This window comes from Providencia sp. CIM-Carb-044 (assembly GCF_033901115.1).
Lineage (GTDB): Bacteria > Pseudomonadota > Gammaproteobacteria > Enterobacterales > Enterobacteriaceae > Providencia > Providencia hangzhouensis.
In genome coordinates this window covers 328,800-343,937 of the sequence record NZ_JAXADV010000004.1, presented here as the reverse complement: position 1 = coordinate 343,937, position 15,138 = coordinate 328,800, and the positions used below count along the sequence as shown (strand labels likewise).

Here is a 15,138-nt window from a genome sequence, read left to right as displayed (position 1 = left end):
CCTAGCTACAACTCAAATTATTTAGGGTAATGGCGGGGAATTAAAGGTAATGGGCAAGGCTTTGTCGTCATACTTTGGGCTGTAGTGGTGTTGGCTGCATAAAATCCCTCTAATCACATACTGATGTATGCTCATAGGGATGATTTTCTTTGCCGCCTAGCTACAACTCAAATTATTTAGGGTAATAGGTAAGTATGAAAGGTAGTGAGCGAGCTATTGAAGGGTAATAAGCTAGCTGTAGTTCGTTGGCTGCGATTCAAATTGCTTAGGCCAGTAAGATACAGATTATTAATAATAAGGTGGGAAGCCACCTTATTCATTTGAAAATATTTAATAGTTTAAAGGGAAATAATCATGGCAACTCCACATATTAATGCAGAAATGGGTGATTTCGCTGATGTCGTTCTGATGCCAGGCGACCCATTACGTGCAAAATACATCGCTGAAACTTTCCTTCAGGATGTTCGTCAAGTCAATAATGTGCGTGGCATGTTAGGTTTTACAGGGACTTATAAAGGCCGTAAAATTTCTGTAATGGGCCACGGTATGGGGATCCCTTCATGCTCCATTTACGCGAAAGAACTGATCACTGATTTTGGTGTGAAAGTGATTATTCGTGTTGGTTCATGTGGCGCAGTAATGGATGACGTAAAATTACGTGATGTCGTTATCGGTATGGGTGCCTGTACTGATTCGCGCGTTAACCGTCAACGTTTCAAAGAAAATGATTTTGCAGCGATCGCAGACTATGACTTAGTTCATAATGCAGTTGAAGCAGCAAAAGCAAGAAACGTGAATGTACGTGTGGGTAACCTATTCTCAGCAGACCTATTCTACTCACCAGATCCTGATATGTTCAAAGTGATGGAAAAATACGGCATCCTGGGCGTTGAAATGGAAGCCGCGGGTATCTATGGTGTTGCCGCGGAGTTTGGCGCACGTGCGTTAACGATTTGTACCGTTTCTGACCATATCAAAACTGGCGAACAAACAACGTCAGAAGAACGTCAAACCACGTTCAATGAAATGATTGAGATTGCACTGGATTCAGTGCTGTTAGGCGACAAATAGTTCTTAGACGTTTTCATGATGCGCTAAATGCCACCTATTGTGTGGCATTTTTAATGGCTATTTTTTTATCCGACTCATCATGACGGCATCGACATATTGCCCATCACGAAATGCATAATCTCTCATGCGGCCTTCTAGTTCAAATCCAAACTTTTCATATAGTCCAACACCATTGCCATTTGCTGCAAACACTTCCAATTCAATGCGATGGACATTCAACCAGTTATCGCAGTAATCCACCATCACTTGCATCAGTTGTGAGCCAATACCTTTGCCTTGGTGAGCTTCACTGACGGTAATGCCGAAAGTCGCAACATGGCGACGGCGCACTTGGCTCGGTTGGTTGATCACTAGCAAACCCACAACTTCCTCACCAATGGTGGCAACAAATTGAGTGACGAGTGGGTCATTAGTACCAAGACGGGCTTCCCATGTTTTTTCTGTTGGGTATGGCAGTTGTAAGGTGTTGGCATACGCAGAATAGTCAGCGTGCATTTGGGTGATTGCAGGCACATCGTCCAGCGTTGCTCTGCGGATGGTTACGTTGTTCATATCGAATCTCTTTGTCGTTATTTATTATAAGAATATTAATCACATTAAAACGATAACCTGTCAATCGATAGTCATAAACGTCATGAAAGGCATTACAAATTGAGTGACTGAAATTAGACAAAATCGCTATCTGATATCACAACATAATAAATAGATATACGATTTTGGCTATATAGCGTTCAGTAATTTATTCAGAGGAATTATTATGATTGTATCAATGAGCAAAAAAAAATTCACTAGTTTTATAATGACCAAAGTTCAAATAAAGAGTGCTCCAAAAAAAATTAAAAAATATGTTACTAAACAAATAAAAAATATTAAGCAGACTCCAAAATCATCACCTATAAATCTAAGAGGGAAGAATAATATTGATGATATTAAACATGCAGATATTCCTCTTCACAATGTATTTAAAGATAGTAATCGAATCGAAGCTGGACTTGAAAGAAATGAATATAGAATAAGAGTCATTGAGAAGCCGGAATGGCCACCATTAATGGAAGCGATTGCCATTCCCTATGAAATGGAAGAAAGCTTCTATAGCTTATTGAAAAATAATAAAGTAGATGAGAGAGATGTTGATTTAATTAAAGAAATAATTAGCAAAATGAAATCATCGGATGACATTGTTATTAAACTTTATGATTTTTATGAGCTTTTTTTAGGTAAAGAATATGTTACAAATGAATTTATTGTTAACTATTTAGAAGAACCAATGGGGATAGCTAAAGATACGCAACGTACTAATTTAGAATTTTTTCCTCCGCTACCATCACAAGCAACTATAACAATACCAGAACCGATGGATGTTGCTGATAAGTTATATAGGGAATTAACTGAAACCATTTCTGAAATGAGTAGATTAAAGGATGTTCCCGATGAGCTATTTATTCACTTTAAAGATAATATTTTAAAATTGAAGGGAAATGAGACGCCAGAGGTATTTATTAAGAAACTAAATGCGCTATTCAAATATGCATTTGATATCTTATCACAGATAACGCTGGATAGAATTAAGAGTAATCTTGGTGATTGCATAAAAATAGAGACTGAAATGGTCAATCCTGTCCATATATACGATGATGCCAAGATTAAACCTAAAAGCTTACGGGAGCGATTATTAAATGCTATTGAATGGAAATTATTTTTCTTTATAAAAAAAACAAGAGAGGTTTATTTAGAGATAAAAAAATTCTTTCGTTTTTGAATAGCAATAATGATAGTGCAGGATAGAAAAAGCCAACAATATAGTGTTGGCTTTCTAGCCTTAATTTAGTAATCAAGGCGTCATCATAAACACTTTTGAATTCTGCCCTAAATATTGATGTGCTAAACGGTTAATATCCTCAACCGTGAGTTGGCGAATAATATCTTGTTCTTGGTTTAAACGCTGGTATTGCCCATCATCGCTGGCAATCTGCGCCAGCGCTTCAGTCCAGTAGCTTGAGCTATCAGTGACTTGTGAATTTTCAGTGAGCCAAATATTTTTTGCTTCGGTTAGCTCTTTTTCACTTACACCCGTTTGACGAATTTGACCTATTGTTTTTTGGGCGATTTGCGTCATTTCTTCAGCACGTTCAGGTGAGGTGGTGAAATTCAAGCGAGCGAGGTAGTACGGCTGGGGTTTTTTTGCGAGCATCTGAGAAAAGCCCAGTGCATAAATACCACTGGCTTTCTCACGTAGTTCACCACGTAAGCGTTGGCTAACAATGGTATCAATTAATTGAATCGCTAAGCTGTCTTGTTGGTTCCACACAGCGGGTGATGCGAATTGAATACTCACCATGCTTTTATCACTGCTGCTGATAGGATAGGTTTTATTAAAACTCGCCATTTTTGGCATGATCCCTTGGTCGCGAGATACCAGTTTTTGGTTACTTTGTGGTAATGATGCAACCCATTGCTCTAACAATGGTTTTAGCTCACGGCTATTCATTGCACCTGTAATGACCAGTGTCATATCTGCTGTTGAGGTGAGTAATTGGCGGTTAGCTTGCTGCAACTGCTGAGCCGTAAATTGCTGCCAGCTACCCTGTGGGTTAATCACCAAAAATTCACCATGGGTATAGCTTTCCCGATTAATATTATCAAGGAAAGTGCGTTCTACGGGGGTTTTGGCTAAATTTAAAGCAAAGGATTGTTTTTGTTGCTCTAATTTTTCACCACTAAATTGCGGAGCGGTAAGTTTTAAGTTGAGTAACTGTAGCGCCGTTTCGAGGTTATCGACAGGGGCTTTTCCGCGAAAACCATGTGTCAGCAATTCACTGTATGGGCGAACGCTAATTTGGTTTTGCTTTGCCAGTAAAGCCAGATCACGCGCACTGTAATTTCCATAACCGCTGCTTTCAGGAAGTTTCAACGCCCAATCCGTTAAACCTGCCGTTTGTTGTGTTTCTAACGAACGGCCACCCGGTAATTGCAAGTTAAATTGAATATCATCTTTCAGGTTTTTATCTGTTTTAACAATTACCTGAATGCCATTACTCAAAGTCCAATGTTCCGTTTTTTCAACGGGCAGCTTAGATTGATCAACAATACTGCCTTTTATGGATTGGGGTAATTGCAGTTGAATGGCTTTGGAGCGCAGCGTAAATGGCCCAGGTGTGCTTTGGCGTATTTTAAGCCATTGCTGATTAAATGCCGATTTATCAATAGTAGGGGCATCAGTATCAGGCCCAATTAATGCTAAACGCGGGGAAGCGGTTTGTAGGAATTTAGCGACATGCTGTTGTAAGTCCTGCGGCTTAACGGATTTCATTAACTGGTAGCTGTTATCTAACTGTTGGCGCTTATTCCACATTGGCATGTCGTATTCAAGCGCCGTCGTCAGTTGCCCTGCTAAATATTCATTACTATAACGTTGCTCTGAAGCGGCTTGCAGGCTGAATTTTTTCAACATCGCTTGCTTTGCAGAATCAAGTTCTTCTTGGGTAACCGGCTCAGTAGCAAGGCGTTGTAATTCTGTAAATAAAATCTCAGTTGCACCTTGGTAATCATTACCTTTCGGGTGGATGATCATCAACTGTTGTAAGCGCTGGTTATCTAACATTGCCCCTTGTTCATTGATGCTAATCGACGGCAAAATGCCGTTATCCACCATAACGGAGAAACGTTGGTTTAAAATAGCCAGCCACAGGTTATCGAGTAGGTCTTCAGTTTGCCCTAAGCGGGTATTTAGCGGTGCGCTAACATCTTTTTGTAAAGCAAATTGCACATAACGCGCCCCTTGCTCTTTATCAAACACACCTTGCACTAACATATTGGTTGAATGGGCAAATTGTTTCCATTGTGGGTTATCTTCTGCCACTTTTTCGGGTTTAGGGAGCGCAAATAAATTATCAACCTGATTACGTACTGAGGAACTATTGAAATCACCAATAATTAATAGTGACATTCGCTGAGGCTGATACCATGTTTGATAATAGTCTTTCGCTTGCTCAATCGGAGCATTGCGTACCACATCTAATGAGCCAATTGGGTTGCGATCGACGTAACGGCTACCGTGGTAGCGTAATTTTTCTAAGCTGTCATTGATGCGATAGCCCATCCCTTGGCGTAAGCGCCACTCTTCGACAATTACAGGGCGCTCTTTTTCAAAGGCTTCTTGGTCAAAGGTCATATTTGACGCCCAATCGGCCATCACTTGTAAGCCTGTGGCGACTTGTGCGGTCGTGGCTTCGGGGAGTGACAATTTATATAGTGTGGAATTTAAACTGGTGATCGCATTCACATGGCTACCGAGTTTAAGCCCTTGGTGTTCCAGTTGTTTGAACCCCGTGGTTCCCGGAAAATGTTTGGTGCCTTTAAACGCCATATGTTCAGTAAAGTGTGCGAGGCCAAGCTGCTGTTCATTTTCTTGTAATGAACCGCTACTGACCAATAAACGCAGTTCAACTCCGGGGTGATTACGTTGCAGAAGGTAAACTTGTAGCCCATTGTCGAGTTGATAGTGTTGAAGGTCACCGCGCACAGGTAACAGTGAGGTTGAATTTTGGCTCACCGATGTACTGCCTGCGCAGCCACCGAGCAGAATGCTTATCAATGTGGCGAAGGTAATTTTATGAAGCATATTCAGGCGTTCCTGTATTTAAGAATTTTTCACTCGTAGGCTCCACGAGCGATATTTGTTGTTCCGCAAATTGAGCAACGAAGCTCTGATGGCTAACCAAAACAATGGCGCTGTCATGTAACTCAGCTTTCAATAGAGCGAGGAGTTCTAATGCACTGTTTTCATCGAGGGCGGAGGTGGTTTCATCCAATAAAAGCAGTTTGGGTCTATTGAGCAATAAACGCGCAAACATAATGCGCTGCTGTTCTCCACCAGATAAGCGGTTGTTCCAATCGGTTTCGAGTGCTAATTGATGATGCAGTTTTTCTAAACCGACTAACATCAATGCATATTGAAAATCTTGCTGGCTAAATTGGGATGCCGCTTTGGGATAAGCCAATAAGCTATCAAGCCGACTGATTGGTAAATAGAGGCGCTGTGGGATCCACATAACTTTTTCTGTTCGGCTAATAGTACCGTTGAAGAAAGGCCAATGCCCACTTAGCGTGCGTAATAAGGTGGATTTTCCAATGCCAGAACGGCCACGAATCAAGGTTAATTCGCCTTGTTTGGCGGTTATATTCACGGAATTAATTAAGCAGCGGTTGTCTGCGGTAGAAACGGATAATTTAGCGATCAGAGGTGGCGATTTTTCGTCGATAGTAACCACCGCTTTGTTATCGTTTTCCAATAAAACCACAAAGTTGTATAAACGGGAGACTGTGGCTTGCCATGCGGCGATTTCTTTATAGGCAAAAATAAACCAACCAAGAGAAGTCGCAACACTGGTAAAGGCTTGGCGCAATTGCATTAAGCCACCTAACATGATTTCACCCGCAAGGAATTTAGGTAATGCGAGTAATACAGGCGCTAAGGCGGTAACTTGTTGGTAACCCACTGTGTAGAAAGAGAGGTTCCGCTCACAACGGATCAAGCGGTTCCAGTTGCTAATAATTTCACCAAAGCGCCCCATCAGTTCTTTTCTATCTTGAGTTTCACCACGCTGCCCTGCGATGGCATCACCGTGTTGGCGGCAATTAATTAATGAGCTACGGTAATCCGCTTCGCGGCGCTGTTTATCCATATGCAAGCGACGTAGTGGAAAACCTATCCATTGGGTGAGGGCGATACCAATCAAGGTGTAAATGATACAGGCCCAGAACATATAGCCGGGTATGGTCCAGTCGCTATCGGCAAAATTAAACAACAGGCTACCGGAAAGCGTCCAAAGAATGGCGGCAAATGAAATCAGCGTTAGCATTGAGTGAAGGAATGTCACCACTAAATTTAATGTTGATTCAATCAGTAAACGGATATCTTCAGCGATACGTTGGTCTGGGTTATCCGGTTCTTGTGATGTCAGCCTTAACAGGTAATGTTTACTGTTGGGGGATAACCAACGGCTAAGTACTTGCTCAGTCATGCCTTTGCGCCAGCGGATAATCAGCATTTGTTTTAGGTAATTACCCATAACGACGACAAAAATCAGCCCACTAACTAAGATCACAAAGTACTGCAACAGTCCATATAGGGCTTGGCCGTCGAGTTTTTGTAGGGCGTTATAAAAGTCGCCGTTCCACATGTTCATTTTGACGTTGAACCACACCGAGGACAAGGTGAGCCCGAGTGAGGCAAACAGCAGTATCCAGCACAAAAGGGCAGCACGCTGCCCCCAAAAAGGTTTTACTAAATAGAAAAATTGTTTCAGTGTCTTCATGACGTTTTATTCATTTGTTGTTTTAATTGTTTAACGAGTTTTATTGCTCACATTGCTGGGAATTACAGGTCGTAATTGACTTGTAACCAGAACTGACGGCCCGGATCGTAGGACTTCAGTACGCGGTCTTCGAACATAAAGCGGTCCGCAATATTTTTATTATTCAATATGTTGTTCACTTCAACCGAGAAACCGAAGCCATGGGCAAAGTCGGGTTTCCAGCCGAGGCGGGTATCCCATGTGTATTTGCTGGCAAAGTTTTGCTTGGTATATTTGCGTAGTTGGCCCACTTCAGGGTCGCTATAATAAGAGTTGTCATAACGAACGGCTTGGCTGCGGGCCCCCCACCATTGAAGACGGTTATACCAAGTAACATCGTATTCATCCCAGACACTGGTTAGTTCGAGGTTTAACTTGATGGGTGAATTAAAGCTGGTTGAAGGCAGTTTTGAGGCATCTATAACTTTACCGTCATACCAGACTTTATTCAGGTTCACTTTATTGGCGGGATCGAAAGAGTTATAGCCTGAATCTTTTGGTGTATTACTTTCTGTTTGTTGCCATGTAAAAGACGCATTCATAACATGAGAAGCCTCTGCCCATTCCCATGGTTGGCTATTTTTCACGGATAAAGTGACTGTATCATGTGAACTACGACCCCCATTGTCATACATGCGAATACTGCGTTTGTCGGCATCGCGGGTGTCATATTTGGTGCGAGTTCTGACTTCGTCATACCCTTCACGGTGTACGTATTGCAAGCGCCACGTAGTCGAAAGGATCTCTTGTTGCAATGCTAAGGTGAGCTCATCGTTATATGGAGTTTTTAGTGAATCAATACCCTCATAATCTTTTTTATTATCCCAATCGTTATTGTCAGGGTTAAGCGAACATGCGAAATCTTTGCCATAGCCCAAGCAATTTTGCATCCCGTCATTTTGTGCACCGTATAACGCATAAGTGAGCATTGAACGTCCATAATAACGGTTAGCCCCTGCTATCAATTGAGTTGTGCCATCACCGAAGACATCATAAGATCCACTTAAACGAGGGGCGATATTGGTACGATTGACAAAATCATCGCGATCCAAACGCACCCCTGGGCGCAAATTTAATTTGCCATATTGAATGCTATCATCAAGGAAGATGGCGTAATTGGTATAATCCGCAGAATATGAGCCTTTTTTAAACCGAGTGACATTACTTAAGTAACCATCGTATAAGTCATTATCAATGATGTCGCCAGTGTAGGTGTAACGGAAATAGTCTTGATCACGAACGTAGGTTCCTTTGGTGTAATTTACCTCAGCGCCGAGTGTGGGTTGGTGTGTTAATCCAAGTGCATCCTCTTGGGAATTAAAACGCATCACGGTTTTTAGTCCATGAGTTTTCTGTTTAGATTCTAAGTCGCCAAGACCTCCGCTATTGCGTTCAATCATATTCCAATTGTCGTCGAATGCTCTGATCGTTAGGGAGTATTTCTGGTCGTTATTACGGTTATCTTTTAAGTCTTGTGTATTAGCAGTGATTTCAAATTGGCCTAAATCCAACTGATGTTTAAATACAGCGGTAAAACCTAATCCATCATGGGTTGAATCATAGCCAGAATTGCTGACAGACGAAGAAAATAAGCGGCTATCGTAAGAGGCGTAATTAGCAGATAAATCTAATGAACTTTTATCGGATAAATCCAGTGAATACTTTAAAAAGTAATTATCTGAAGTACGACGCTGATTTTTTTTACCTGAATCAGAAAAAATAGGCTCGACTTGGTTATTTTCCAGCACAAAGGCTTCACCCCCCGTGACTGTCATCGGAATAGTCGAACTACGACGTGAAGCGGAGAAAACTAATCCTGAATTTTCACTCACTCCTAATTCAAACCAGCCACCAAAGTCATTTTTATCATAGCGGTTTTGGAAACGAGCAGGATTTGCCGTATCATTTTTGGTAGTATCAATCCCTTGAGATGAATCGTGGAACAAATTATTCCAACCAGAGCGGGTTAAGCGGTAATAGGCGTGAGCACTATTTTCCCCTTGCCAGCGGCGGCTGTTCACCTCAACTGTGCCCCCTGTAAATCCACCAAATTCGACAGGAATATTATTGTCATACACTGTCATGCTGTCGATCAGACGGCTGTCTATGTAGATCCCTTGGTCGCTACTGCTCAGGCGGGTAGCTGTTTCACCGAGACCACTGTCTGCGGGGTCAAAATCGTTGTTAAAGCTCACTCCATCAAGGCGATAAGCATTTTGGTAGCTGCTTGAACCGTGGATTGAGATGCGGGAAGGCTTGATTTCCCCTTGGTTCATCGAGTTACTGTCATTGTTAGCAAATTGGACAGCAGGGTTAGTCTTCATTAAATCGGTGATATTGCCATCACCGGTATTTTTCTGGCTAATCTCTTCAGAAGTCACGTATTGTGGTGCGGACATCACATCTGTCGCGGGGTGGTTCTGAACAACTCCAGATACTTGAGTTTCCGGTAATACCAATGTGCCTTGGCTTAAATTTTGCTGACGAATAACGAAAACACCATTTTCATTGACTAACTCTAAGCCGCTACCGATAAGTATTTTTTGTAATGCGGTTTGTGCGGAGTAGTTGCCAGACAAGGCAGGTGCGCGTAAGCCATTTAACTGGCCTTTATCATAGATCAATTGGATTTGCCCTTGGCGGCTAATTTCAGCCACAGAGGTAGCAAGTGATTGTTCTGGTAATGAAAAATTCATTTCTTGCGCGAAGGCATTTTGACAAATAATGGCACTACTGGCCGCCACAGCAAGGGCGAGCGGCCTTAATCGGCTTTGAGTAAACTGAATAGACATGGTTATCCCTTATTCTTAAGCTGCACAAAAAGTGTGCGACAATAGGTCAGCAAAATGATGACTAGTTAAGAAGAGGGTTAAATGAGAATTATCCTCACCTGCAAATGAAAATATTTTTTATTTATTTTTTTTATTTTGGATAATCAATATGTTATTTTTGTCTCGGTAGACAACCTGTACGGGAAGTAACGAAGGAAGTGCCTGAAAAAACGGTTCTGGCTGGTGGGTATTGATGCGACCTGAGATTTTACTCTTCGCTAATTGAGCGGGAGAAAGCTCAATATTTATCGACGAGTAGTTTTTAAGTTCATCGAGGACTTCTGAAAGTGGTTTATCGACAAAAATTAATTCACCAAAACGCCAACGAGCCACATCTAGCGGGTTGATTTGTTGGCGGGCGATTGGGCTACTTGGTGATTGGCTAACCGCACGGTCACCGGCAAGTAGAAAAACCGGCTGTTTGCTTGCTGCATCTTCAAAACTGACAATGCCCTGGCTGACATTAACGGCAACTTGCTGAGCGACTTTGTTCACTTCAAATTCTGTTCCCACCACTTGAATACGCCGGTTATCAGCTTGAATTATAAAAGGCCGATAGGGGTTGGATTTGACTTTAAAATAAACATTTCCCTGTTCCAGATACAGGTTACGTACTGGAGTTTCATAGGCAACATGAATCCGGGTATTGCGGTTAAGAAACAGCTGGGAACCATCAGGTAAAGTAACTTCTTTAGGCGTATCCGTTGCCACTAAGGTCATATTATTGAGCAACATCGAAGGTAAGTGGCTGTATGGCAAAAACAAAATAGCCGCAATAAAAAATGCTGCTAAGGTATTGCCCAAAGGGCGCCATAAGCGAAAAAAAGGGCGTTTTTCCTTGGGAAGTATTGTGCTAGCAGGGCGCGGCATACCATCAAAATCGCGCCATAGTCCAGCAATGGCATCATACGCTTTTGCATGTTCAGGTGATGCAGCAATCCATTGTTTGAATTGCTCTGTTTCAAGGGCGCTGATACGTTGGCTGTGCATGCGGGTAAACCACAGCGCGGCTTCTTCATCAATGCGGCTTTCATCATCTGATGTTTGCAAAGAGTCGTGTGTCATTACGAATTATTGCCCTGATTATCAAGGTGTTTTTTACAGTGAACAAGCGCCGCCGCAATATGTTTTTCCACCATACTGATTGAAATTTCCATTCGTTCAGCAATCTCACTTTGAGATAAGCCATCAAAACGATAGAGCAAAAATGCTTCTCGTCGACGGGGTGGTAACGTTTCAAGCGCTTCGCTTAGCCGTTGGATGCGTTGCTGATGTTCCAAGATTTCACTGGGGTCAGCTTGGCTCTGTTCAAAATGTGGCTCATGAGTAACATCATCAATGGATGTCTCTGATTTAGTTTGGCGCTGGTTACGTCGCCAATGGTCAATCAAAACATGATTCGCAATTTTAAACAGATAAGCGCGGCTCTCTTTTACAGGCGTTTGTTCTTTACGGTTTAGCCATAGTGTAAACACATCCTGTGATAAATCATCAGCATCGTTGCTGTTATCTAGCCGATTGCGGAAAAAGCGCACAAGTTGGCTATATGTTGACTGATACGCACCGCTAATTTTACGGGCAAGAGATTTATCAATAGTCATTTTACTGGTGTTAATGTCATAAAAGAGCACAGTTGTGCTGATTAATAATCTGCTCAGATTACTTTATTATTTAAATCAATAATTTATTTTAATAATTGTGTTTTTACTAATAATAATGAATATCATTTTTGTTTGTATTATGCCTATAATCTGCAAAAAATAAAGTCGTGAGGCAGAATATGAGCAGTATGACGGGCCAGTTAGAGCGCCCGATTTTCCGTCCACTAGGCGGTTTGGTTTTAAGTTGTCTTTTCCATGGAACACTGGCAATCATTTTTATTGGATGGTTTACCTCTTCAATTCCTAAGACCGGGGTATTACCACCAGCAATCTCGTTGCAGCTGGGTGTTTATCAGCTTGAACAGCAGGCTGAGCCTGAAATCAATCATGCCCCTAAACAACACATGACGACGCGTGAAGAGTCATTGCCTGAAGTGGTTGAAAAGGTAGATAAATTGCCTGAAACTGCGATCGTTGATAATGGCACATTGACGAAAGTCAGTGAGAAAAAACGACCACCAAAAAAGACAATTCCACAAGAGAAAAAAGTGATCGACGAAGCACCTGTAACTACGCAGGAGTCGATGGTGACTTCCGCCCCTGCATCAGGGAGTGAATCCAGTAGCAGTGCGAATTTCTCCAGTAATGCGTCTGCGGCAGTGAGTGGGCACCAAGGCTGGCAAAGTGAGGTTCATCAGCGGATAGCCAAGACCAAACGCTATCCACGTGCAGCGTTGCGTTACCGCTCAACTGGGGTCTCTCATATAAAAGTGGTTTTGAATAGTCGGGGTGAAGTGATTGCCGCCAGTTTATTGAATTCATCCGGTACGAAAATACTGGATAAAGAAGCGTTGGCGACAATTTCACGTGCTGCGCCTTTTCCTACCCCGCCAGAGACATTGCTAGTCGATGGCCGGGTCGAGTTTATTGCGCCAATCGTATTCGATACAACGTCTATTTAAATTCAACTCAATAGCCCTTTTTAGGGCTATTTATCAGGTGAATTTGGTCTGTTTTTTGGGGTCGGTCGCTTAGGGCGATAAGGACGAGGTTCTTTTTTTCGTTTTAAACGCGCTGGCTTAGCGGCTGGCGTTCCTTTGCTCTCTTGCTTGCCATCTTCATTACTGTCGTCATCTCCATTATCATCTTGATTTTCCTCTGTATTAACGACGAGCGGAGGGGCTTGCTTGTGGCCTTTCTTTTTCTTTAAACGCAGTAATGTATTTGCTAAAACGAAGCCAATACATAAGGCAAGTAGAATAAAAATTCGTAATACATTGGTGCTGTTATCCGCTTGTTGAATTTCAGCGGCAAGGAGCTCCGTATCAATGGTTAAACGCAAATAGCCTTTCGGCTCTTTTGTGCCTTGGATGGGAACGACAAGCTGGTATTGAAAGTTTTGTAGTGAGGAGTTGTCATCGATGGCCAGCCGTTCTTTCACCGTTGTCGGCTCACCGACTTGAGTGATTAGTGTGCCACTGGCAGTATAGATACTGGCATCTAAAATATACCTATCTTTCACCACGTTATTTAAATTGGCATTAATTCGCTCTAAATTAAAATCTTTACTGCCGGGAACAATATAATCAGATAAGCTGAAAGCAACTTGCTCAGCAAGAACATAAGTCAATTGTTTAAATTGCTCAATTCTGCCTTGGTTTTGGCTATTTCCTAAATAAGAAATACCATGCATAAGTAAAGTTACCAACGCAACGCAGATAACGATAATGACTGTTTTGTGGAGCCTAAAGGTAAGTTTCATTGCTTTATTGGTGCTCTCGACTTATTTTGAGTATAAAGATGCCGTTATACTTTAGCTAATATGGGGTTATCTTCAGTTTTAACAGTAAATACATAAGGTCACAAAGCCTTAAAATTTAGTATAGTGGCTTCGTTCGGCTGCTCGCAACTTATCATTATAAAAAAGTTACACTCTAAATAATTCGAGTTGTATGTAGGCGACAAACGAAGATAGTCCGATGAGCATACATAAGTATGTGATTCGGCTAGCTGAGCGTAGTCAACAACCAGACAACTTGAAGTATGACGAGTATATCGATTACAGGAGCTAATTTTCATGTCAACGAGCTTGACCTATTGTTATCTACCCGACGAAATCCAAAAATGGCCAGGGTTGCCATTGTCATTAAGTGGTGAAGAAGTGATGCCATTGGATTATCGTGCTGGGGACAGTGGGTGGTTATTATATGGCCGCGGCTTAGATAAAGCGCGTATCAGTAATTTCCAACAGCGATTAGGGATCGCTATCGTAATTGTCTCTTCGTGGCGTATTGATGACTACCAAGTGGTCAGAATCGCTGGGAGTATTACACCTCGAATTAAAAAACTCGCTGACGAATGTTTATTAGATGTCGTGCCATTAGGGCAAATTCCACGTTTGCGTTCACCGGGCCTATTACTGATGGATATGGACTCGACAGCGATTCAAATTGAATGTATCGATGAAATTGCTCGCTTAGCAGGGGTTGGAGAGCAGGTTGCTGAAGTGACCGAGCGAGCCATGCTAGGGGAACTCGATTTTACGGAAAGTTTACGAGCACGCGTTAGCTTACTTGAAGGTGCCGACGTCGCTATTCTTGACCAGGTGATGGAAACATTGCCTTTAATGCCGGGCTTAACGAACCTTGTGCGTAAGTTACAAGCGATGAATTGGCACATTGCGATAGCCTCCGGCGGTTTTACTTTCTTTGCGGATAATTTACGTCAACGGCTAAAATTGGTGGCTGCAGTTGCTAACCAGCTAGAAGTGAAAAACGGTAAGTTAACAGGCAAAGTCAAAGGCCCAATTGTAGATGCTAAATATAAAGCGCAAACCTTGATCAAACTGGCGGAAAAACTGGAAATTCCCATTGAGCAAACTGTTGCCATCGGTGACGGGGCAAATGACCTGAAAATGATCCGTAAAGCAGGGCTGGGTATTGCGTATCATGCGAAACCAAAGGTGTATGCAAGGGCGAAGGTTGCGATTCGTCATGCAGATCTGATGGGGGTGATGTGTGTGTTGAGTGGGGGCCTCAAACACGAAGAACGCTAAATATTCTTCATATTTCGTGCTGTGGCGGTGTTGGCTGCACTCGGCTGCTTGGGTCACATACTGGTGTATGCTCCCCAAGACATCCTCTTTTGCCGCCTAGCCACAACCCGAACTATTTTGAATATTGATATCGATATTTTATGGTTTGTGCTGTGGCGGTGTTGGCTGCACTCGGCTGCTTGGGTCACATACTGGTGTATGCTCCCCAAGACATCCTCTTTTGC

The 15,138-nt window shown here is 42.4% G+C and carries 11 protein-coding genes; 4 read left to right on the top strand and 7 right to left on the bottom strand.

What is annotated here, in order from left to right:
* The first annotated feature begins 354 nt into the window (after positions 1–354).
* Positions 355–1,071 (top strand): purine-nucleoside phosphorylase, encoded by a 717-nt coding sequence (gene deoD, locus SJ312_RS11035; RefSeq protein ID WP_004914779.1) that lies wholly within the window; start codon positions 355–357, stop codon positions 1,069–1,071.
* 57 nt (positions 1,072–1,128) lie between these two features.
* On the opposite strand, the gene SJ312_RS11030 is transcribed toward deoD, so the two are convergent.
* Positions 1,129–1,623, bottom strand: coding sequence for a GNAT family N-acetyltransferase (locus tag SJ312_RS11030; RefSeq protein ID WP_153673314.1), 495 nt, complete (start codon positions 1,621–1,623; stop codon positions 1,129–1,131).
* A 205-nt stretch (positions 1,624–1,828) separates the two neighbouring features.
* Here SJ312_RS11030 and SJ312_RS11025 point away from each other — a divergent pair, with 205 nt between their 5' ends.
* Positions 1,829–2,830: a hypothetical protein gene (locus SJ312_RS11025; RefSeq protein WP_319867668.1), complete on the top strand. Its 1,002-nt coding sequence runs from the start codon at positions 1,829–1,831 to the stop codon at positions 2,828–2,830.
* A 72-nt stretch (positions 2,831–2,902) separates the two neighbouring features.
* Here SJ312_RS11025 and SJ312_RS11020 read toward each other — a convergent pair whose 3' ends face one another.
* From SJ312_RS11020 to SJ312_RS11000, 5 genes are all read right to left on the bottom strand, one after another.
* Positions 2,903–5,692, bottom strand: a complete 2,790-nt coding sequence (locus SJ312_RS11020; protein ID WP_319867666.1) for an insulinase family protein — start codon at positions 5,690–5,692, stop codon at positions 2,903–2,905.
* On the bottom strand, positions 5,682–7,388 hold the full coding sequence (locus SJ312_RS11015; RefSeq protein ID WP_165879969.1) for an ABC transporter ATP-binding protein/permease: 1,707 nt from the start codon (positions 7,386–7,388) through the stop codon (positions 5,682–5,684). The genes SJ312_RS11020 and SJ312_RS11015 overlap by 11 nt, the downstream gene beginning before the upstream one ends.
* A 62-nt stretch (positions 7,389–7,450) precedes the next feature.
* The gene (locus tag SJ312_RS11010) at positions 7,451–10,219 is read right to left on the bottom strand and encodes a secretin and TonB N-terminal domain-containing protein (RefSeq protein WP_165879971.1); all 2,769 of its coding nucleotides are present in this window, start codon (positions 10,217–10,219) and stop codon (positions 7,451–7,453) included.
* A 117-nt stretch (positions 10,220–10,336) separates the two neighbouring features.
* The gene (locus SJ312_RS11005) at positions 10,337–11,323 is read right to left on the bottom strand and encodes a FecR family protein (protein WP_319867663.1); all 987 of its coding nucleotides are present in this window, start codon (positions 11,321–11,323) and stop codon (positions 10,337–10,339) included.
* Complete coding sequence (locus tag SJ312_RS11000; RefSeq protein ID WP_096864546.1) at positions 11,323–11,859, bottom strand: RNA polymerase sigma factor; 537 nt, start codon at positions 11,857–11,859, stop codon at positions 11,323–11,325. Before SJ312_RS11000 ends, SJ312_RS11005 begins: the two co-directional genes overlap by 1 nt.
* 179 nt (positions 11,860–12,038) lie before the next feature.
* On the opposite strand from SJ312_RS11000, the gene SJ312_RS10995 reads away from it, so the two are divergent.
* Positions 12,039–12,821, top strand: coding sequence for a TonB family protein (locus SJ312_RS10995; protein ID WP_319867660.1), 783 nt, complete (start codon positions 12,039–12,041; stop codon positions 12,819–12,821).
* A 26-nt stretch (positions 12,822–12,847) separates the two neighbouring features.
* Here SJ312_RS10995 and SJ312_RS10990 read toward each other — a convergent pair whose 3' ends face one another.
* A complete protein-coding gene (locus SJ312_RS10990; protein ID WP_140172065.1) occupies positions 12,848–13,621 on the bottom strand; it encodes an AhpA/YtjB family protein in 774 nt (257 codons plus the stop codon).
* A 315-nt stretch (positions 13,622–13,936) separates the two neighbouring features.
* Here SJ312_RS10990 and serB point away from each other — a divergent pair, with 315 nt between their 5' ends.
* A complete protein-coding gene (serB, locus tag SJ312_RS10985; protein ID WP_004905708.1) occupies positions 13,937–14,914 on the top strand; it encodes a phosphoserine phosphatase in 978 nt (325 codons plus the stop codon).
* Positions 14,915–15,138: the final 224 nt, after the last annotated feature.